General features: G+C 29.4%; 18 protein-coding genes. 3 read left to right on the plus strand and 15 right to left on the minus strand.

What is annotated here, in order from left to right; genetic code table 11:
• Window positions 1-2 precede the first annotated feature (2 nt).
• Entirely contained in the window at window positions 3-1,568 is a 1,566-nt protein-coding gene (locus ACX6CF_RS11520; protein ID WP_458785479.1) for a putative ABC exporter domain-containing protein, read from the plus strand.
• A 198-nt stretch (window positions 1,569-1,766) separates the two neighbouring features.
• Here ACX6CF_RS11520 and ACX6CF_RS11525 read toward each other — a convergent pair whose 3' ends face one another.
• Window positions 1,767-3,887, minus strand: coding sequence for an RNA degradosome polyphosphate kinase (locus ACX6CF_RS11525; protein WP_458785480.1), 2,121 nt, complete (start codon window positions 3,885-3,887; stop codon window positions 1,767-1,769).
• 410 nt (window positions 3,888-4,297) lie between these two features.
• On the opposite strand from ACX6CF_RS11525, the gene ACX6CF_RS11530 reads away from it, so the two are divergent.
• On the plus strand, window positions 4,298-6,103 hold the full coding sequence (locus tag ACX6CF_RS11530) for a sensor domain-containing diguanylate cyclase/phosphohydrolase (RefSeq protein ID WP_458785481.1): 1,806 nt from the start codon (window positions 4,298-4,300) through the stop codon (window positions 6,101-6,103).
• A 12-nt stretch (window positions 6,104-6,115) separates the two neighbouring features.
• Here the strand turns inward: ACX6CF_RS11530 and ACX6CF_RS11535 are convergent, their stop codons facing one another.
• From ACX6CF_RS11535 to ACX6CF_RS11575, 9 genes are all read right to left on the minus strand, one after another.
• Window positions 6,116-7,297: a patatin-like phospholipase family protein gene (locus ACX6CF_RS11535; protein WP_458785482.1), complete on the minus strand. Its 1,182-nt coding sequence runs from the start codon at window positions 7,295-7,297 to the stop codon at window positions 6,116-6,118.
• A gap of 11 nt (window positions 7,298-7,308) precedes the next feature.
• The gene (locus ACX6CF_RS11540) at window positions 7,309-8,334 is read right to left on the minus strand and encodes a lysylphosphatidylglycerol synthase transmembrane domain-containing protein (protein ID WP_458785483.1); all 1,026 of its coding nucleotides are present in this window, start codon (window positions 8,332-8,334) and stop codon (window positions 7,309-7,311) included.
• A gap of 2 nt (window positions 8,335-8,336) precedes the next feature.
• Window positions 8,337-8,861, minus strand: coding sequence for a YkoP family protein (locus ACX6CF_RS11545; RefSeq protein WP_458785484.1), 525 nt, complete (start codon window positions 8,859-8,861; stop codon window positions 8,337-8,339).
• 32 nt (window positions 8,862-8,893) lie between these two features.
• On the minus strand, window positions 8,894-9,595 hold the full coding sequence (locus ACX6CF_RS11550; protein ID WP_458785485.1) for a polysaccharide deacetylase family protein: 702 nt from the start codon (window positions 9,593-9,595) through the stop codon (window positions 8,894-8,896).
• Between the two features lie 12 nt (window positions 9,596-9,607).
• A complete protein-coding gene (locus ACX6CF_RS11555; RefSeq protein ID WP_458785486.1) occupies window positions 9,608-10,738 on the minus strand; it encodes an MGDG synthase family glycosyltransferase in 1,131 nt (376 codons plus the stop codon).
• Window positions 10,728-11,864 (minus strand): MGDG synthase family glycosyltransferase, encoded by a 1,137-nt coding sequence (locus ACX6CF_RS11560; RefSeq protein WP_458785487.1) that lies wholly within the window; start codon window positions 11,862-11,864, stop codon window positions 10,728-10,730. Before ACX6CF_RS11560 ends, ACX6CF_RS11555 begins: the two co-directional genes overlap by 11 nt.
• 102 nt (window positions 11,865-11,966) lie before the next feature.
• Window positions 11,967-13,802 (minus strand): LTA synthase family protein, encoded by a 1,836-nt coding sequence (locus ACX6CF_RS11565; RefSeq protein ID WP_458785488.1) that lies wholly within the window; start codon window positions 13,800-13,802, stop codon window positions 11,967-11,969.
• Window positions 13,803-13,959: 157 nt separating this feature from the next.
• The gene (locus tag ACX6CF_RS11570; RefSeq protein WP_458785489.1) at window positions 13,960-14,889 is read right to left on the minus strand and encodes an SPFH domain-containing protein; all 930 of its coding nucleotides are present in this window, start codon (window positions 14,887-14,889) and stop codon (window positions 13,960-13,962) included.
• A 32-nt stretch (window positions 14,890-14,921) separates the two neighbouring features.
• Window positions 14,922-15,356 (minus strand): NfeD family protein, encoded by a 435-nt coding sequence (locus ACX6CF_RS11575; protein WP_458785490.1) that lies wholly within the window; start codon window positions 15,354-15,356, stop codon window positions 14,922-14,924.
• A gap of 412 nt (window positions 15,357-15,768) precedes the next feature.
• Here ACX6CF_RS11575 and ACX6CF_RS11580 point away from each other — a divergent pair, with 412 nt between their 5' ends.
• Window positions 15,769-16,695 carry a tetratricopeptide repeat protein gene (locus ACX6CF_RS11580; RefSeq protein WP_458785491.1) on the plus strand — a complete coding sequence of 309 codons (927 nt, stop codon included), beginning with the start codon at window positions 15,769-15,771 and terminating at the stop codon, window positions 16,693-16,695.
• Window positions 16,696-16,848: 153 nt separating this feature from the next.
• On the opposite strand, the gene ACX6CF_RS11585 is transcribed toward ACX6CF_RS11580, so the two are convergent.
• The 5 genes from ACX6CF_RS11585 to ACX6CF_RS11605 all read right to left on the minus strand — a co-directional run bounded on the left by ACX6CF_RS11585 (window position 16,849) and on the right by ACX6CF_RS11605 (window position 20,936).
• On the minus strand, window positions 16,849-17,280 hold the full coding sequence (locus ACX6CF_RS11585) for a flavodoxin (RefSeq protein WP_458785492.1): 432 nt from the start codon (window positions 17,278-17,280) through the stop codon (window positions 16,849-16,851).
• 16 nt (window positions 17,281-17,296) lie between these two features.
• Window positions 17,297-17,902, minus strand: coding sequence for a DUF3793 family protein (locus ACX6CF_RS11590; protein ID WP_458785493.1), 606 nt, complete (start codon window positions 17,900-17,902; stop codon window positions 17,297-17,299).
• A 136-nt stretch (window positions 17,903-18,038) separates the two neighbouring features.
• On the minus strand, window positions 18,039-18,824 hold the full coding sequence (locus ACX6CF_RS11595; RefSeq protein WP_458785494.1) for a TrmH family RNA methyltransferase: 786 nt from the start codon (window positions 18,822-18,824) through the stop codon (window positions 18,039-18,041).
• A gap of 14 nt (window positions 18,825-18,838) precedes the next feature.
• Complete coding sequence (locus tag ACX6CF_RS11600; protein ID WP_458785495.1) at window positions 18,839-19,498, minus strand: potassium channel family protein; 660 nt, start codon at window positions 19,496-19,498, stop codon at window positions 18,839-18,841.
• Between the two features lie 55 nt (window positions 19,499-19,553).
• Window positions 19,554-20,936, minus strand: coding sequence for a TrkH family potassium uptake protein (locus ACX6CF_RS11605; protein ID WP_458785496.1), 1,383 nt, complete (start codon window positions 20,934-20,936; stop codon window positions 19,554-19,556).
• Window positions 20,937-21,077: the final 141 nt, after the last annotated feature.

The following is a 21,077-nucleotide window of genomic DNA, read 5'->3' on the forward strand; positions in this document are numbered from 1 at the left end:
ATATGAAACCATTATTTTATATCATGAAAAGAAGTTTTGTTAATAGAGTCAAAGAAATCATTAAAAAACCTTCATATTTAATTTTCTATTTATTTTTGATAATTTTTATAGGTGGATTTTTTGTTATAAGTTTTATCATGCCTGCTCAGAATGTTTCAAAGAGCCCAAAAATCTCTTTTGAACTGATTTCTACTGCATGTGTTTTGATAATAACATATTTCCAACTTAATCAAGGTATAGAAAAAGGAAATAGTTTTTTCAGGCAATCAGATGTGAATTTTGTATTTACCTCTCCAATATCCAGAAAAAAGGTTTTGATATACGGATTTATAAAGGAAATGCTTACAACCTTGTTGATAATATTTTTTTTAGTATTCCAAATACCCAATCTAAAAAATTATTATCCTATATCTAATGTAGGTATCATAATATTAATTTTATCTGTTGTGATTTTATTCTTTTGTATGTCATTGATATCACTTATACTCTATTCTATTACTTCTAAAAAGAACAGTTATAGAGTACTAGCGAAACGAATAATTAACGGCATTTATATTGCTTTTATTTCCTGGTTCACAATAACTTTAATCAATGTAAAAGATATGTTGACTGCTGCTAATAATGTATTTGAAAGTAAAATCTTCAGTTCAATCCCAGTAGTAGGTTGGTTCAAAGTAGTTTTATCTTATTCAGCCAAAGAACTAGATAGTACATTCTATATGAACCTTGTATTCATTGTAATAACTATGGTTTTACTTATGTTGTTACTCTATAATCTTAATTCTGATTATTATGAAGATGTTCTTGGAGCTACTCTAAGAAAAGAAAAGCTACTAGCTGCTAAGAAATCCGGTACATCAGTTAAAGAAATCAAAGCTGACAAAGTCAAAAAAATTAAAAGCAACTTCGGTTCTGGTGGAGCAAAAGCAATTTTTTACAAACATATGATGGAGTATAGAAAAAATGGTATGTTTTTCATTGGTAAGGAAACCTTTGGAATTGTTGCTTTTGGTATTGCCTCCAGATTTTTTATGGAGCATTCAAGTATAAAAACCGTTCTGTATTTTAGTATATATATGTTACTTATCTTTTCTATGCAAGGAAAATGGATAGAAGAAATGAAAGCACATTACATATACTTGATACCAGCTGATTCCATTGAAAAAATATTCTATGGAACATTAGCAAATCATCTTAAAAATTTTGTTGATGGACTTATATTATTTGCTATATCAGGATTTATGTTTAAATCTGATATAATCACTATACTATTATGTGCCATAACCTATACTTCTTTTGGAGCATTATTCGTCTACAATGATGTTCTAGCCAGAAGATTATTCGGTTCAGCACATAGTAAAGTATTTAGACTAATCATGAAAATGCTAATCATACTAGTTATTATAATACCTGGTATAGTTGGCGGTTCTCTAGTTGAATATCTCGTCTTTGGAGGATCATCCTCTGGCGCATTCTTCAATTACATCATCATGGTAGCCTATAACCTCACTATATCATTCCTGCTTCTACTATCAGGAAGAAAAATATTCGAAATCTCCGAAATATAAAAAAGGACGTAACGTCCTTTTTTATTACCTATATTTTCCATACATATAGTTCTTTATTCAATTATATTAACTAACTACTTTTTTCACACACCCCAAAAGTGGCAGAACACACAAAGAAACATATATATGTTCTTCTCTCACTGCCGTTGTCCCTCAACAACTACACTTATATCTTTAAATCATACATATCCTAGCAATCTATGACTTATGATTCTTCATTATAGGAATAAATATATCATGCTCCTTCTCCACAGTGTATTCCTTCATAGTATTCTGGGCAAATCCAGCAAAGTATTCCTGTGAGTTAATAATCTTCTTCCCTTTTTTATTGATTTTAATATATTCTCCATCTCTATTCTTGGTCTTAGCTTTCAAATTATCTTTTAAAATGACCTTTAGAATATCTATGATTCTTTGTTTAATTCTTTGATCTTCTATAGGAAACATCAATTCCACTCTTCTATTAAGATTCCTAGGCATCCAATCTGCACTAGATAGATAGATTTCCTCATTTTTATTATTATAGAAATAAAATATCCTGCTATGCTCCAGATATCTTCCAACTATACTTCTAACAGTAATATTATCACTTACTCCTTCTATATTAGGAATTATTCCACAGATCCCCCTGACTATGAGTTCAATCTCTACTCCAGCAGATGAAGCTTTGTATAGAGCTTTCATGATACCAGGGTCACATATAGAATTCATCTTAACGATAATTTTAGCTTTTTTACCTAATATGGCATTACTTTCTTCTCTTTCAATAAGCATCATGAATTTTTTTCTAAGTCCAGTTGGTGCCATTGTTAATTTATTGAGCTTTGGTGGTTCTGAGTATCCTGATAATGTATTGAACACCGCAGATGTATCTGCGCCTATCTTTTCATTACAAGTCAATATTCCCATATCGGTATACAATTTTGCTGTTATATCATTATAGTTACCTGTACCAAGATGCACATATCTTCTTATTCCATCTTCTTCCATTCTAACGATGAGAGTAATTTTACAATGAGTCTTCAATCCAACTAGACCATATATAACATGGCAACCTGATTTTTCTAATCTTCTTGCCCACTGTATATTATTTTCTTCATCAAATCTAGCTTTTAGCTCAACTAACACAGTTACTTGCTTACCGGATTCAGCCGCTTCAGCTAATGCTTTAATTATTGGAGATTCTCCACTTACTCTATAAAGGGTTTGCTTTATCGCCAATACCTTTTCATCTCTTGCTGCCTTTTTAATCAATTTTACTACCGATGTAAAAGATTCATAAGGATGATGAAGAAATACATCCCTTTTTCTTATTACTTCAAATATATTCTCTTCTCCTAATAAATCCATAGGAGTACTAGGATTATAATTATCATATTTCAGATGGTCAAATCCCTTCAAATCATATAATTTCATTAAAAATGTTAGATCCAGTGGACCGTTAATATAGTATATATCTTTGTTATTGATTGAGAGAGATTCTTTTAGAATATTCACTAGTCTTTCATCCATGTCATAAGCTACTTCTAATCTTATAGCTTCTCCCCATTTTCTCTTCTTAACAGATTTTTCAATTTCTATCAATAAATCTTGCGTATCCTCTTCATCTATTGTAAGATCTGCATCTCTAGTGATTCTATATGGGTAAGTGCATATTACCTTGAAACCTACAAATAAACGTTGCATAAATAATTTCATTACATCTTCTAAGAGTATGAAATCAGTATGTTTATCACCATTATTAGGTATTTCTATGAACCTTGATAACATAGCTGGTACCTGAACGGTTGCAAATACTTCTTCTCCATTTCGCTTTATAAGAATAGCCAAATTCAAACTTTTATTAAGTATCAATGGAAATGGTCTGCTTGAATCAACTGCCAAAGGTGTAAGTACAGGATAAATCACCTCTGTAAAATATTCTTCTAAATAATTCTTCTGCTTTTCGTTTAAATCTTTTGTATGTATAAGATTTATACCTTTCGTTTTTAGAAGAGGAACTATCGATCTTTTGTAATGACTGTACTGTTCATCAACCAACCTGTGAGTTCTCGCAGAAATCTTTTTTAACTGGTGTTTTTGTGTGAGACCTGCAATATCAGGTTTATTGAGTCCAACATTTAATTGCTCCTTTAGCGAAGCCACTCTTACCATAATGAATTCATCTAAATTAGAACCGACTATAGACATGAATTTCAATCTCTCAAATAATGGATTATCTGAATTTTTAGCTTCATCGAGTACTCTTTGATTAAATTCTAACCAACTTAGTTCTCTATTTTCAAAATATAAAGGATTATCAAATGTATTTTCTACCATACTACTTACATCCCTTTCAAAATATATATTTACTAATTATATCTTATGATATTAAAATGTTAAATAACTTCATTATAGATATTATCTCCAATTGTTAAACCAAATATCTATATATATTGAACTTAAACATCTATACACCCATTTCAATAAGTTCAATATACTTTCTTTATTTTATAAGTTAAATAGAATCCAATAATTGCTGGCTCCATAGCAATTATTTAATTCATCTTATATATTATATTTTATTGCAATAGCACATTATTTGTTATTCATTATAACATATTATTTTGCTTTACAAGTTCTGTAATTTATATTTATTTTTCTTTATTATATGCTATAATGGATTTATAATGTTTTTTATGGGTTAAAAAACATTTTATCTATAATATATATCTTAAGGGGACTTTATTATGAATACCGAAAATATAAATGAATTTATATCTTTTATATTATCTCACGTCCAAAAATTAAATACCGACAACACCTTTAAGAAACCTGATGATAGTTTTTTTGACAATACTATGTTAATAGAAATGATTCAGCAAATAGATTATGGAGTAATGATTATGAACAGTTCCAATTATATACTGTTTATGAACAATGAAGCCAAACGAGCACTTAACTTACATAAAGAAGATTATAATATCAAAGATATCTCGTTATTATTTCAACATAAAAATATTACAACTATTAAAAAAATTGATGATTATGATTATAAATTCACATATTCTAATAACAAAATCTCTACATACAATATTACTTTTAATACTCTTTCTAATAATACTTATTTAATGGTAACTCTAAAAAATATAACCACTGAAAAAAATCTCAAACAACAATTAGAAATTTCGAAACTTAAATACGATATACTTGTTAATAATACTCCTGATGTATTAATGCGGCTCAATAAAAAAGGTGATATCACGTATTTTAACTGCGGATTAACCAAAGACATTGACATTAATCCTCATAAAATAATTACTAAAAATATTTTCGAGGTACTTCCTATTGATACTGCACAACAGATAAAAACAACTTTAGATAAAGTTTTATCCACTAAAAACCCTAGTTCTTTCAAATCAAATATTTTACTTCATGAAAAAAATTATTATTTTATAATTAGAATTTATCCAGACATTGATGAACATGTTATGTGTCTTGCTAGAGATATCTCCGAAAAAATTTCTATAGAAAATAAATTGGAGTATCTAAACATTTATGATCCGCTTACAGGTCTCTTTAATAGAGCCTATTTTGAAAATAAATTAGAATATTATAATGACCCTGCATTTTTGCCAATGGGATTGGTCATATGCGACCTTAACAGTCTAAAACTGGTTAATGATACCCTTGGTCATTCATTCGGTGATACTATAATAAAAGAATCCGCTAATATTATCAAATTCCCTCTCAGTAGCTATGAAGAAGCCTGTAGAATCGGCGGCGATGAGTTTGCTATTTTCTTTCCAAATTGTAGTAAATCTTTACTTGAGAAATATAAAGCAACACTCCTTGAACGATTAGACAAATATAATTTATCTAATCCAAAACTGCCTCTTAGCTTTTCGATTGGATACAGTCTAAAAGAAACTGTAGATACAGATATGGAAACCATATTTATTGCAGCAGACAACAATATGTATCACGAAAAATTATTACAGGGTATAAAAAACAGAAATAATATTGTTCAAGGTCTGATAAAATCATTATCCAGCAAAGAATATAAAAATGAAGATACCAAACAGTTTTTACTAGATCATGTTGTTAAACTAGCTAAAGCTGTAAATTATCCCGAACATAACATCGATAATCTAAAATTATTTGTTAACTTCCATGATCTAGGTCAAGTAAGCATCCCAAATAATATTTTATATAAAACCGAACCTTTAACAACAGAAGAACTTAACATCATCAAGAGACATAGTGAAGTCGGATATAAAATTTCGTTGTCCATACCTAACCTTTTTCATATTGCTGATTTAATATTGAAGCATCATGAATGGTGGAATGGCGAGGGATATCCCCTTAACATTAAGGGCGATAACATACCGTTGGAATGCCGTATATTCTCTATTGTGGAAAGTTATACAGCAATGATTATTGATAAACCATATAAAGAAGCAATCTCCAAAGAAGATGCTATACAAGAGTTAAAACGATGTGCAGGTAAACAATTTGATCCTTTTATAGTTTATAAATTCATTGAAATCATTTAAGAGGAGTTGGACTTATGAAATAAGAACCAACTCCTCTAATAAGTTTTTAAACATTTTTTCATCCTCTTCAATCTCTAATCTAGTTCTCCTCAATCTATTTTTGATTAATGTAAAGAATTGTTCAAAAGTATATACTCTAAATCTTTCAACCTTTAATTTCTTACCAAAATACTCCAGTAATTCAATAAAAAAATCTCCGTAATCCCAACTATCTCTAATACCTAATTTTTTTGCTAATCTAGGAATTGCATCTTCTAGAATTGCACGATTCACCGATTTATTCTTAAGATTACTAGCGCTACAGTATTTAGCTTTATTCTCATTATCTATTTGTATAAGTGTACTAATAAAATATTCTTCTTCTTTGTCTGTATCAATATAGTAATGTCTTCCTCTTAATCCTTTAATCCTTCTAATAGCATCATAATAACCTAGATTAAGATTATAATTCGATTTGTTAGTATCAAATTCTAGTATACCACCTAGATTCTCGGACGGGGCTATTTCAAACACATTAATATCTCTAAGGTCTGACTTTTTATCAAATCCTATACCTTTTATTTTAATGACGATTAAATTCTTATAGCCTCTATCTATCAGCATACTCATAGGCGAATTATTATAAAATCCTCCATCTAGATATCTTGTACCATTTAGTTTTTCACTTTTGAAAACAGGTAAATAAGAACTAGCTAATAAGAAATCATTTAGTTTTCCTTCTTCAATATCCTCAATAAATAGTTCCAAAGGCTTTCTATCAGATAAAGATATGGTGACTAAACCAAATTCTATATCTGAATTTCTTACTTTTTCTTCATCAACCGCTTCTGCAATCATTTGTTTTAAAGGAGTTACATCCACGCCTCTATCCATTATAACTTGCATGACTTTATTAAAAATTCTCTTGAAATCTAGCTCTTTGAAATCTAGTCTAGTTATTCTTTCTAATATATCATCTTCAACGTCAATGACATGTGAGTATTTAATATTCTGCCAAAGTTCAACTGCTTTGTCTAGGTTATCTTGAGCAATGAAAACACCATTGAGAGCTCCTACAGATGTTCCTACCACCGCTTTTATATTAATATCTAATTCTTTTAATGCTCTTAAGACACCTATTTGATAAGCACCCTTGGCTCCCCCACCTTCTAGAACAACTCCGTATTCCTTGTTTATGTCTAATCTTAGATCCATTCATTCACCCTCTAAGCATATTTCTTTTTCTTCTTGAAGTATCCGAAGATTCTTACTAACAGCAATACTAATCCACTAAAAATCATATTTCCGTAGTAGGTAATGATTCTCCAGAGTGCCATAGCATATAATAGTACATCTCTTGAGAAGAATACTTTGAACAACAAGTAAAAACTTCCTTCTGATGCACCAGCGCCTCCTGGTGTAGGTATAAAACTGACTACTACATACACAATAGTTTGTATACCTAATATATCAATATAATTAGCACCTGTTGATCCTAATGATAAATATACAAAATAAGTTATAGAAAAATAAATAGTCAATTGTATGAAAGTCATGACAATTAATGATAGCATGGTTTTCTTATTATTCTTTATCTCTTCAATGTTCTTTACGTAATCGTCTATATGTTCAATTATTAAATCTCTCTTGATACGCTTTCCTAGATGAAATTTATTAGCAATTATTATTATAACATCAAGTATCTTAACAACTACCGTCTTAGAATAAGATAGTAAAATAATTAGTACTCCACCAATAAGATTAACACTAAGACCGATGACTATAAAGACTATGATACCGCTATATTTATTCATTATAAAATGGATCTTAGTAAAAAACATACTAATTGCATAAAGAGAAACTACAACTTGAAATATCAAGAACTTTTTAACCGTAATCGTTGTACCTACAGAAATAGGGATATTATATCTCGTCTTCATCGCTATTATTTGCGCAGGTTGTCCACCCGCTGCAAAAGGAGTAATTAGACTATAGTATTGTCCCACAAATGATAGATATACTGATTTCAAAAATGTCATCTCTTTACTTATTTCTTTACCTATTATATATATTATTGTCGAATTAATTACTAGATATAATAACATTAATCCTATTGCTATATACAAAAATTTCATGTCTAATCTTTTTATTAGTTCAGGAAACTCAGCTATTTCTTTACTATTGGCTAGTAGATATAGCGTTATTACAGTAAATACTACTACTATAATAATTCCTATTATCTTTTTCTTCATAATTATTTTTCTCCCAAATTCTTAATAATAGCCTCTTTAGACATCCATACTTCTCTTGGTTCTCTAAATTTGACTTTATCCTTTTCAGTTGAAGAAAATACAACTTTAATCAAATTATCCCATACTTTTAAAAATTTCTTCATGTAACCATTTTTCATTTCAAATACTTCAAAACCTAATCTTTTAGTTAAAGGATACAAAACAGTTCTTCCAAATACTGCTTTTATATCTTTATATTCTTCATTATTCTTAAGTAGTTTTGCCATTGCCACTACTTCAGCTTGAAATACTCTTATGACCTTTGTAACAGGAACCTCTTTAATTGTATCGTTATTAATGTGTATCTCGGCTACTGTATCTCCTTTATTGATAACCGTACCATCAGATAATCTTACTTCTTTCCCTTTATGTTTTAGAACATCCATATAGACGTAGTCATATTCTGAACCAGGTATAAAAATCAAATTATGGGTTTTTATATATCTTTTATTCATGAAAGTAAAAAACTTTTTTAATAATTTTTTCATCGTTTTCTCCTATACAGATTATTATAACCAACTTAACCTTTAATCATTTCATCAATTGTAATGAAATCAAATCCTGAATCTAACAACTTCGGTATGGTAGATTCTAATGCACCAAGTGTATTATTTGGAGCACCCTTGGCACCTCCACTATCATGTAAAACAATGATATCCTTATCCTTGATTCTATCAAGTAGAATTTTTTCTATATTGGATGATGAATTGTTTTTTCTCCAATCATAAGCCTCTACAGTCCATAGAATTATTTTAAGATTATTCTTTATGGCATTTTTTAGAGTTAGTGCATTAAATGTTCCCCATGGTGGTCTATAATATGTAATATCAAGTCCTAGCCCATCAAATATTGCTAAGCCTTTTTTAAATTCATTTATTGTTTCATGAGGTAAACTTAACCATGCAGATTTATGATACAATGTATGCATACCTATTCCATGGTTTTCTTCTGTCATTCGCTCTACTATCTCTTTATTTTGTTCTGCTTTATCTGCCACTAAAAAAAATGTTGCTTTTACATTGTACTTTTTAAGTATATCGAGTAACCTATTTGTATATAGTGGATCAGGACCATCATCAAACGTCAAAGCTATAGTTTTTTTAGTACCTTCACTAATAGTTTTTATTACTTCTTTTGATCTATTTCTTGCAATGTAATTAGGTATAACCATATAAAATATGAATACAAGTAATAATGCTGGGAAAATATATAATGCTATCATAGTAAAATCACCTTACCTTAGTAAATGCTTATTATAAACAGCCATAATATTATTTGTCAATGACTGCATATCAATATTCTTTTTTTCTTTTTCTATACTTCTAAGCATTTTATATCTAATATTTTCATTATTCATGACTAAACTTATTTTATCTATTAATTCCTTATCATTGTAAACAACATATCCTAGTTCTTTTTCTTCTATATAACGGCAATTTTCTAGTTCTTGTCCCAAAACTGGTTTATATATAATAAATGGCAAATTACTTGCTATTGATTCAAACAAAGTAATCCCTCCCGGTTTTGTTATTAACAGATCAGTTACAGCCATTATATCAGCCACTTTATTAGTATATTTCAGAATATTAATATTGTCATATTCATTATACTTACTTATTTGGTTGTATAGATCTGTGTTATTTCCAGTAATGATATATAGTTTTATTTGCTTATTAGAAGCAATCCAATTATAAAAAGAAACTTCTTTTGGTATAAGACCTAAGCCTCCACCCATCATTAGTACAACAAAATCATCTTGTAATATTTTATATTCTTTTTTTAGATTCTGTATGTTTTTATCTTCTAAAAATTCTTGGCGAATAGGAATACCTGTTGTTATTACTGAGTCTTCTCTTATTCCTCTATCAACTAAACTCTTTTTTACACTATCTGTAGCAACCAAATACATATCATTTCCTTCATGTAGCCATTCTGAACCTTTTACAATGTCAGTTATACATGTTATCAATGGTATACTAACGTTTTCATCATTTTTGTATTTGGTTATATATGCAGAACATGTAGGAAAAGTAGATATAACAATGGAAGGTTGCACATCTTCCAAATACCTAGCTAATCTTTTTGAACTAGATTTATAGCAAGAGTGCAACTTACCAAAGTTATCGTTATTATTCTTTTTATAATAATCCAAGTTATATATAGGGGTACCATACTTGATTAGCAGCCCAAAACCTTTATAAATATACTTATAAAGGTTTGGTCTAATAATCTGGTACATATCAACAATTTGAATATTTACATCCCTATCTACATCATTTATATAACTTTTGATTGCATTTGAAACAGATTTATGTCCACTTCCAAAATTAGCAGTAAGAATCAGAATATCACACTTAGTTTGCATCTTTTATTATCTCCGTAAAGGGTTTATATTCTTCCATTAATTCTAGACATAGATTAATGGTTTTATCTATTGAATGATCCTTGGACATTTCTTTCATATTTTGTTTTAACCATTTTATTTTACTAGGGTCATTCATCAAAACTCCTACGACTTCGTCTAATTCTTTAACACTATCTACTTTTATCGCTGCTCCAGCATTAACAAGAACCTCTGCATTTTCTTCTTCTTGACCTGGAATGAAATAAGGTATAATCATAGGTATATTCTTAGTAAGAGCCTCTGTTACTGTAAGACCACCTGGCTTAGTTATAATTACATCTGATAACTCCATAAGTTCAGGTATCTTATCAGTAAATCCAAGTATCTCTATATACTTATTAGGAATATACTCACTATATTTTTCATCTATTGAGTTTTTTAGAGTATCGTTATTACCACAGACAACAATTATCTTAAGCTTATCCTCGATATTAAGCAGATTTTTCAGTGCCTTCTTAATAGAGCTTACTCCCATACTTCCACCCATTAATAAGATGGTAAATATGTCTTCTTTTTTCTCAGTTATAACATCTTCTCTAAAAATCCTCTTAATAGGTATACCGTAGCTATAAACTTTATCTGGAGATATTCCTCTAGCTACTATACCATTTTTAGTATAACTGCTACCTACGAGATAAGCATCTACATTATCACTTATATAGCTTTGATGCGGAAGAAAATCAGTTACTATGGATAAAAATGGTATATCAATAATACCATCACCTTTTAGTGAAGAGATTACATCTACCAATAAAGGGTGCGTACTTATTATCATCCTCGCATTTTCAAAATCAACTATTTCTTCTATTTTATCTCTCAATGCTTTTATGAATATCTTAGCAACAGGTTTATTCATAGTCTCATTGTTACTGATCTTGTATATGGTTCCATACATCTTGGGCATTAAAGTTGCAAGTATCTTATAACCATCTGATACCAATATATCTAATGATTTACTTACTTCTTTTAATGGCTCAACAATTATAGCCTCATATCCTTTTTCTTCAAATTCTAATTTTAATGCACCAGCTACTTGATTATGTCCATAACCTGTAGATGCTGATACTATTACTATTGTTTTCTTCATAATTATCCCCCTAAATTAATTCAAGCTAAAAGTCAGTTTAGTAATTAGAACTACTTTTTTCTTATAATTTAGATGCATATAAGTTTGTGCTATGAATTATTATCATCTTTTTATTAGATTATTCTCAAGTATGTACTTAGATGTATCCAATAATTGTAATGCTTTATTATAGTAAGTCTCTAAACTTGTATTATCCTTAATTTCATCATTAGTCATTAAATCTTTTGCTTTGCTGGTACTAAATAGTGCTTCTCTTGACATTTCAAATATAACATCATCTGCTATAAAAGATCCTCTTAACATATATGTCACAGAAGCAACGTACCCTTTTTTGGCATTAACAATGTCTTGTCCTAGTATATATTCATTCTTTATCTTTACGCCTAATAGATTAGCTATAGTTGGTAAGAAATCAACTTGCCCTCCTACTGTAGAGATAGTTTCATTAACACCTGAACCCGGTATGTTAATAATCAAAGGAATATTAAGCATTTCATTATAGTCGTATTCCTTGCCTAGATATCTAGTCATACATTCGTAGTTACTTGCGTCCTTGCAATTAAGTCCATGATGGTCACCGTATATAGCTATGATTGTATCATCATACAATCCTTTTTCTTTTAATGTATCTAAGAATTTTCCAATAGCCATATCTGAGTAATGTACGCCTTGTAAATAGTTACCAAATACTGTTCCTTCATCATATTCATTCAACTGAATGGTATTATATTTTTCAGGTAGTAAATATGGATGGTGACATGATAATGTTATCAAGAAAGAATAGAATGGTTTTTCCATTTTTTCAATATGTTCTGCCGCTTGTTCAAACATACTAACATCAGATAGACCAAAGCCAATCTTCTCATCAAGTTCCATATCTTCAAGACTTATATAATCTTCAAATCCTTGGTTAGGATATGCAGCTTCTCTATTCCAAAAGCTTGCTTCGTAACCATGAAATACCTTAGTACTATATCCCTGATCTCTCATAATCCATGGTAGACCATAAAATGTGTTATCCTGATATAATCTATAACATTCTCCATCAATTACTGGATAGATCGAATTTTGTGTTGAAAATTCTGCATCCGATGTATTTCCTCTTCCAATATTCTGGTAGTAGTTTTCAAAGTATAATGAATCTCCTTTAATTAGTTTATTAAGATTAGGTGTCAGCTCCTGACCTTCATAATAAGCATTGATTGGGAAATCCTGTAATGATTCAACTTGAATAACGATTAAGTTCTTGTCTTTTGCAATTCCAATATATTTATTATCTAATGATCTATTTTCTTCTAATTCGTTAAGAACTTTGTCAACAGTTTCATTTGACTTAACTTGATTATCTTTATAGCCAAATACTTTAGTGTATATATCATTTATATGATATGTTAAGAATTCCGTATTACTAACTGCTTTTATAGCATCTGCATTCATTGGATTCCATGACATTAATAACATCAAGCCTAATAATAGTGATGTAAGAACTTTCTTATATGGTTTGAACTTTATAGCATCATTACCTGTTATTTGTTCTCTTTTCTTTTTAAAATAGATATAGTATATAGGTATATCAAGAAATAATAGAATACTTATTGGTGGTGTAGTAAATTTGATGCTTTCATCTACTACAATTAAATTATTCATCTGTGCCACCTGATTAACTGATGGTAATTGATTAAAATAGCTGTAATATAAACAATCTGCAAACATCAATAATGTAAGTAAAGAGTATACAATTAAAAATGATCTATTGCAATGTTTACTATTACTAAATAAATATGAAATAAAAATTACTACAAAAAATAAAAATGTTATACTCCCTATAATAATACTAGATTTGTTGAATCCTATTAACAAATAAAAACAAGTTATTTTTGTTAATAATATAGCTAACATAATAAAATCTTTATACGATATTTTTTTCAATTCTTTCATTCAATATTTCTCCCTTATTTGACACACTAAAATTATACATTTTATATGGGCTAACCATAAAATTATCCTCTTAATAAGCTAGCCCATTATATTATTTAACTTATATTAAAATTTTGACATAATTTAAATGTATCTACTAAGTTAAATAGTATATATCTTAGTCAACTTTATCATCTTTTGCAATTTCTACAACGGATTTAGCTAAACCAGCTAATCCTTGAATCTCTGATGGAATAATTATCTTAGTTGCTTTTCCATCAGCTGCCTTAGCAAATGCTTCTAGGCTTTTTATTGATATTACTTCTCTTGAAGGATGTGATTCATTAATCTTGATAATACCTTCTGCTGTAGCTGTCTGAACTGTTAAGATAGCTTGTGCTTCACCTTCTGCTTCTTTTATGGCTGCTTCTTTTGTAGCTTCTGCACGAAGGATTGCTGCTGCTTTTTGCGCTTCCGCATCAAGTATTGCTGATTCTTTTCTACCTTCTGCTACTAAGACAGCTGATTTCTTCTCACCTTCTGCACGAAGGATAGCTTCTCTTCTACCTCTTTCCGCTTTCATCTGACGCTCCATTGCATCTTGAATCTCAGCAGGTGGTATGATGTTCTTAAGTTCAACACGATTAACTTTTATTCCCCAAGGATCTGTTGCTTCATCAAGAATACTTCTCATTTTTGTATTGATAAGTTCTCTAGATGTTAATGTTTCATCAAGTTCCAAATCACCAATTATATTTCTAAGTGTTGTTGCTGTCAAGTTTTCAATTGCTGATAATGGATTGACTATACCATATGCATAAGCTTTCGGGTCAGTTATCTGGTAATATACAACTGTATCTATTCTCATAGTAACATTATCTTTTGTAATAACTGGTTGTGGTGGAAAGTCCAAAACTTGTTCTTTTAATGATACTTTTCTTGCTACTTTATCAATTAGTGGTATTTTAATATGTAATCCCACTGACCATGCCGTTTGGAATGCACCAAGTCTTTCAATTACATAAGAATGTGCCTGTGGTACCACCTTGATACTAGTTATAATTAGAATAACTATAATAGCAATAATTCCAATTCCTACATATTCCATACTGAATTCCTCCTCATAAATTATACAAATTTTTATTTGACTTTCTCAACAATTAATTTAACACCTTTTACTTCGTTAACTTTTACTTTCATACCTTTTTCTATTGAACTACCGTAAAAAGAACGGCAACTCCATATTTGTCCGTCAACTTTTACTTGACCTTTTGCAGAAAGATTGTCAATATCTTCTATAACTATTCCCTCTTTACCTATTATTGATTCATAATTAGTTTTTACATGACCAATCTTAAGTACTTTCAATGCTATTGGTCTTGTAAAATACAATAGGCATATGGAAACAATGATGAAAATTAATACTTGAATAATAATTCCTGCACCAAATAAAGATACTAGTAGTGAAGCCAAAGCTCCGAATGCAAACCAAATTGTTGTTAATCCAAGTGTAGCAGCTTCAAGTACTATACATATAATTAATACTCCAAGCCAAATTAAATATGGTTCTGGCATATCTTACTTCCTCCTTTTAGTAAAGAGTTTGATATGTTCTATCATAATCTTATGTTAATATATTTATGCTAGCTATTATGATTCTACCTTATTATATTTTACAAAAAAAACTTACATAATGCAACTTTATTATTTTTGTGCTACTATTGGATTGATTTATTATCATAGATATAGTTTTTATAAGTTAAAACTTAACTTTTTGATAATTTTTGAGGTTATTTTATATGATAATAATAATTGTAATATATATATATTAATTTTTAATTAAAAACTGTTTAATTTATAATTATGTTTTCGTTTATATTTATTGACATTTACATGGTAATTTTTATAAATAAATATTATTAATGTTGAAAACCTTATATTAATGTAGTATCATTTATAAATAGCTATGTATAGGAGATGAAAAAGCATGGAATTTTTAGGAAAAAAATGGAAATTAGTTGCAATAGTTTATTTTATAGTTTGTTACATCTTTGTTATAGTTATAAAACATATGCCATTAAGTACATTATTACTCTTTTATGCTGGTTTTATACTTTTAACAATTCTTCTCTTCTTAGGTACTACAATAGGTTTTATAGGAATATTAGTTCAAGCGGCGTTTAAAAATGATGAAAAAGCATATAAATATTATAGGTTAGCATATAAACTACATACCAATAATATTAGTATCATAACTTCATATGGATTGGTTCTACTTAAAAAAGACAACATCAATGGAGCTATTGAAATTTTTAATAAGTCCCTTAGCCTTAAACCTCAGTTTCTTGCAGATAAAATTATAAAATGTAATATTGCCATATGTCATTGGAAGCTTGGTAATATTGATGAAGCCATCAATATGTATGAAAAAGTATTCAAAGACTTTGAAAAAGCAACAGACACAGATGAAGATGAACCAAAAGAACTAGAAGAATCAATAGATGATAATGAGCAAACCAAAGAATATATCATAACAACTAATTCATATGTATATGCTCAGGATTATACGACTCTAGGATTTTTGTATTTACTTAAAAAAGATTATGATAAAGCTATTGAAAATAGTAAAAAAGCTTTAATGTTAAATGCAACACATGCTCCTGCACTTGATAATCTTGGACAGATATATTATGAATTAAACGATTACGGTGAAGCAATCAAATATCTAAAGTCTGCATTAGAGATTAATCCTAATATGGCTGATAGTAACTATTATATGGGATTAATATTTGAAAAGAAAAATGATATTGAAGAAGCTAGAAAATACTTCAAGAAAACTGCTTCTTGTAATATTAATGCTCTTAATACTGTTACACGTAAAGATGTTGAGAGAAAATTGGAGAAATATAGTTAGATCTAGGCTAACAGTCGCATAGGTAGTATAGGGAAATATTACCTACGATCGGTATTCAAATATTAATTGTGTACATGTTATATTAAAATATTATAAAAAGGAGCTTATTTCATTTCTATAAATGTAATAATTGCTCCTTTTATAATTATAGAATTATGCAGTTGCCAGTGATTTACCTAAATCAATACAATTTTCTAATTCTTCCCCTTGTGGATCTAGATTAACTGTAAGACCATCCTTAATTAAAGTGGCACCACATGATTCCATTCTTTCCTGCCAGTTTCTCATCCATTCACCGTCTCCCCAGTCATAAGAACCGAATAGGGCTAATTTTTTATTTGACCAATCAATATCTTCTAAACTTTCAACAAATGGCTCCATCTCATCTTCTTCCAATACCTCTGCTCCCATAGCTGAGCATCCAAGAGCTACATGTGTTGCTTCTTTCACCATGTCTTTGTTAGCTGAATCAACAGGTACGATCTGAACTTCTTTACCTTCTGATTCTATACCTTTTGCAATAGCATTAGCCATTGCCTCTGTGTTACCTGTACCACTCCAATAAATAATTAATGCTTTATCCATTATATTGACCTCCATATTAACTTATTAGTAATTCAAAAACTTGTTGAGGTGTCTTATGTGTAAGTAGTTTTTCTGTATGATGTTTTACTTTTTGGATATTATCATATAGTTTATCTGATATATTTGCATCACCATAAATTCTCCAATAATTAACTTTTGTCAAAGGCAAATTAACAACTCCCATGAATCCCATTACATCTTTTAGCGGATACCCTAGAAATATACCTATTTCATCAGGTATCTGTCCCATACTTATTTTTGCAAACAGTTTATTTAAGTAATCATTGAAAGAATAACTAGGACTATACCCGCATGTTGCTAGAAAATTTATTATATTTCTTTTATGTAATATATTCTTTAGAGCATATTCATTATAGATAAATACTTTAATACTCTTACTAGAGTAATTAATGATTTCACCTTTTATTTTACTACATCTGGTATACATGTTAGTTAATAATTTTAATTTACCTTTAACATCTTCTTCTTTTTTCGGTAGGCTTATTATTTCTGCTGGCTTTATTCCATTTATTACCGGACTTATGGTTTTCACTAATCGCTTTTCATAATCATTACACACATGATTAAGTATACATTCTTTGTTATTTATACAAGTTCTCATAAAGACACCTCCATTTTGATAATGACATTCATTATCAAATACATAATAACATAAAAAAAAGAAGTTGAAAAGAGTTATTTTCAAATTCTTTACAATTTCTTATTATAATTATATTCAAATCCTTATTAATCTATCATTAAATGTAATTTCTTTGTCTTAATACTTCATATGCTATTATACTTGTAGCAACTCCTGCATTCAAAGATTCTGACTTTCCTATCATTGGAATTTTAATGTTTTTATGAGCAAGTTTAGTAATACCCTCTGTTAAGCCATTACCTTCATTACCAATCAATATACCAACACCATTGGTCAAATCACAATCATATATATTAAGACTACCTTGTAGATGAGACGCTAGTATCTCTATATTATTGTTTCTAAGAGTATTGATGTCTTCTATCAAATTACTCTCTGCAATAACAGGTACTCTAAATATAGAACCCATAGTGGCTCTTATGACTTTTGGATTATATACGTCAACAGAACCTTTTGATATAATGATACCACTTGCTTTTACTGCGTCTGCTGTTCTAATAATAGTTCCAAGATTCCCTGGGTCTTGTATATTCTCTAATATGATGATAAGCGGCTTTTCATCCATCAAAATATTTAATTCCATAGGAACTATCTTAATGATGCCAAGTATTCCTTGAGGTGTTACAGAATCAGATATATGTTTCATAATAGACTCGTTAACAATCTCAACTTTTATTTTTTCCTCGATCAATTTATCTACATACATACGTTCTTTTTCATAGTATTTGTCAGTAACAAAAATTTCACTGATACGACTCTTTTCTATCTCACTAATTATTTTTTTGCCTTCAACAATAAATAATCCTTCTTTTTTTCTTGCCTTGGACTTATTAAGTAACTGTATTATTTTTTTCACTTTCGTATTCTGCATACTTGTAATCATATACTTCATTCCTACTATTTTATTATATTAATCTTTTTCAGATCATTATTGCTACCAATTACAACTAGTATATCCCCATCTTTTAGGGTTACATCAGGACCTGGTGTGATACTGATATTAGCGCCCTGTCTAATAGCCATGACATTCATACCAAATTTAGCTCTCATGTCTAGTTCTTTCAAACTCTTACCTATCCATTCATCTAGTATAGAGACCTCCACAATACTATAGTCTTCTGATAATTCAATATAATCCACAAAGTTTTCTGAGATTAGGTTATTAGCTATTCTAACACCTATTTCTCTTTCTGGGAAAACAACTTTGTCTGCACCAACTTTTTCAAGAACTTTCTTATGGATATCATTTTGTGCTTTTGCAAGTACATATGGAACTCCTAATTCTTTTACTAATATAGTCGCCATAATACTTGACTGCATATCATTTGATATAGCAATTATAGCAGCATCAAAATTCCTAACCCCTAGAGCACTTAATGCATCTTGATCTGTAACATCTGCCTGTACAGCGTGGGTTACCGAAGATGCTATATCTTGTATAATTGCTTCGTTTTTATCAATCGCAAGGACATCACAACCATTCTTACTGAGTGTTTGTGCAACACTTTGTCCGAATTTTCCTAATCCAAATACCACAAAATCTCTTTTTTTACCCATTACCATTTACCTTCCTTTCAATATATATATTAACCATAAACATCTATATAATCATTTATCCTACCATTACTTTTTCATCTGGTTTTTTCATACTGGCTTTTGATCTAGCTCTCATTGAAAGAGCTACCGCCATTGTTAATGGACCAAGTCTACCAATAAACATAGTAATGCAGATAACAATCTTTCCAATAGTCGTTAAACTCCCTGTAATTCCTAGAGTCAATCCAACTGTTGCAAAAGCTGACACAGATTCAAATAGTATATCCATAAAGCTTCCTGTTTCTGTAACTGATAATATCATAGTTACGGTGATAACAACAGCGATACCTATAGTTATAACAGCTAATGCTCTTTTTATTATATCTTCAGGTATAGTTCTCTCAAATGCTTCTGTTCTCTCTTTACCTCTAATGCCTGATATAACAGTCAGTATAATGACACCCATAGTTACTGTTTTCACACCACCTGCTGTACCTGCTGGCGAACCACCAATAAACATTAAGATTATTGTCATGAACTTTGAACCATGAGTCATATTCCCTAGAGGCATGGTATTAAATCCTGCCGTCCTTGGTGTAACTGCTTGGAAAAGCGAACCTAATATTTTATCTTTCATAGATAAATTACCAAGGGTATCAGGATTAGTAGTTTCTAATATAAAGAAGAACACAAATCCCATCACTATTAATGATAATGTTAAAACTAATACTATTTTAGTGTGCAAAGTAAATTTTCTAAATGTTCTTTTTAGATTCCACTTATTATTAAACTTCTCTTTCACTACTCTAAGTATATCAATCCAAACAGTAAATCCAAGTCCACCTAATATTATTAGTAACATTATAGTTATATTAATAATGATATCACCAACAAAAGGACTCAAACTACTATCACCTACAATATCAAATCCTGCATTACAAAACGCTGAAATAGAATGGAAAATTGCTTTAAATATACCATACGCTCCATCTTTGGGAACAAATCTTATAGATAAAAGCACAGCTCCAATTCCTTCTATTAATAGAGTCCCTAGTAATACATTCTTAGTTAATCTTACCATACCAGATAAAGTGTATTGATTTAATGCTTCTTGTATGATAAGTCTTTCTTTCAATCTTATTTTTCTTCCCATGATTATAAAGAAAGTTGTTGCAAAAGTCATAAATCCAAGTCCACCGATTTGGATTAATACTATAATTACAATCTTACCAAACATACTCCAATATTCCAGAGTATTAACAACAACAAGTCCTGTTACGCATACTGCAGAAGTAGATGTAAATAAAGCATCTATGAATCCGATACTTCCTCCATTATTAGTAGCTATAGGTAAATTCAATAATATTGCACCGACAATTATTAGAAATAAAAATCCTAACACAAGAATTTGTGTAGGTTTTATGTCAATCTTTAATTTACTTAATCCCTTCTTATTCATTACTTTATCCTCCGCTATGTTATTAAGATAAGATACGTTAAGCGTTTCTTAATTAATTCATTATAACATAATATTCATTATGGACAAAGATAATTTTCAACCTACTTTTATAACTTGTTATCATTTTATTTAATTCATCTA

The sequence above is a fragment of the Vallitalea sediminicola genome, assembly GCF_054408565.1.

What these genes read in the sequence shown, in the direction of transcription:
- ACX6CF_RS11520 (WP_458785479.1), top strand. Translation starts at nt 3, where the DNA reads ATGAAACCATTATTTTATATCATGAAAAGAAGTTTTGTTAATAGAGTC.
- ACX6CF_RS11525 (WP_458785480.1), bottom strand. Translation starts at nt 3,887, where the DNA reads ATGGTAGAAAATACATTTGATAATCCTTTATATTTTGAAAATAGAGAA.
- ACX6CF_RS11530 (WP_458785481.1), top strand. Translation starts at nt 4,298, where the DNA reads ATGAATACCGAAAATATAAATGAATTTATATCTTTTATATTATCTCAC.
- ACX6CF_RS11535 (WP_458785482.1), bottom strand. Translation starts at nt 7,297, where the DNA reads ATGGATCTAAGATTAGACATAAACAAGGAATACGGAGTTGTTCTAGAA.
- ACX6CF_RS11540 (WP_458785483.1), bottom strand. Translation starts at nt 8,334, where the DNA reads ATGAAGAAAAAGATAATAGGAATTATTATAGTAGTAGTATTTACTGTA.
- ACX6CF_RS11545 (WP_458785484.1), bottom strand. Translation starts at nt 8,861, where the DNA reads ATGAAAAAATTATTAAAAAAGTTTTTTACTTTCATGAATAAAAGATAT.
- ACX6CF_RS11550 (WP_458785485.1), bottom strand. Translation starts at nt 9,595, where the DNA reads ATGATAGCATTATATATTTTCCCAGCATTATTACTTGTATTCATATTT.
- ACX6CF_RS11555 (WP_458785486.1), bottom strand. Translation starts at nt 10,738, where the DNA reads ATGCAAACTAAGTGTGATATTCTGATTCTTACTGCTAATTTTGGAAGT.
- ACX6CF_RS11560 (WP_458785487.1), bottom strand. Translation starts at nt 11,864, where the DNA reads ATGAAGAAAACAATAGTAATAGTATCAGCATCTACAGGTTATGGACAT.
- ACX6CF_RS11565 (WP_458785488.1), bottom strand. Translation starts at nt 13,802, where the DNA reads ATGAAAGAATTGAAAAAAATATCGTATAAAGATTTTATTATGTTAGCT.
- ACX6CF_RS11570 (WP_458785489.1), bottom strand. Translation starts at nt 14,889, where the DNA reads ATGGAATATGTAGGAATTGGAATTATTGCTATTATAGTTATTCTAATT.
- ACX6CF_RS11575 (WP_458785490.1), bottom strand. Translation starts at nt 15,356, where the DNA reads ATGCCAGAACCATATTTAATTTGGCTTGGAGTATTAATTATATGTATA.
- ACX6CF_RS11580 (WP_458785491.1), top strand. Translation starts at nt 15,769, where the DNA reads ATGGAATTTTTAGGAAAAAAATGGAAATTAGTTGCAATAGTTTATTTT.
- ACX6CF_RS11585 (WP_458785492.1), bottom strand. Translation starts at nt 17,280, where the DNA reads ATGGATAAAGCATTAATTATTTATTGGAGTGGTACAGGTAACACAGAG.
- ACX6CF_RS11590 (WP_458785493.1), bottom strand. Translation starts at nt 17,902, where the DNA reads ATGAGAACTTGTATAAATAACAAAGAATGTATACTTAATCATGTGTGT.
- ACX6CF_RS11595 (WP_458785494.1), bottom strand. Translation starts at nt 18,824, where the DNA reads ATGATTACAAGTATGCAGAATACGAAAGTGAAAAAAATAATACAGTTA.
- ACX6CF_RS11600 (WP_458785495.1), bottom strand. Translation starts at nt 19,498, where the DNA reads ATGGGTAAAAAAAGAGATTTTGTGGTATTTGGATTAGGAAAATTCGGA.
- ACX6CF_RS11605 (WP_458785496.1), bottom strand. Translation starts at nt 20,936, where the DNA reads ATGAATAAGAAGGGATTAAGTAAATTAAAGATTGACATAAAACCTACA.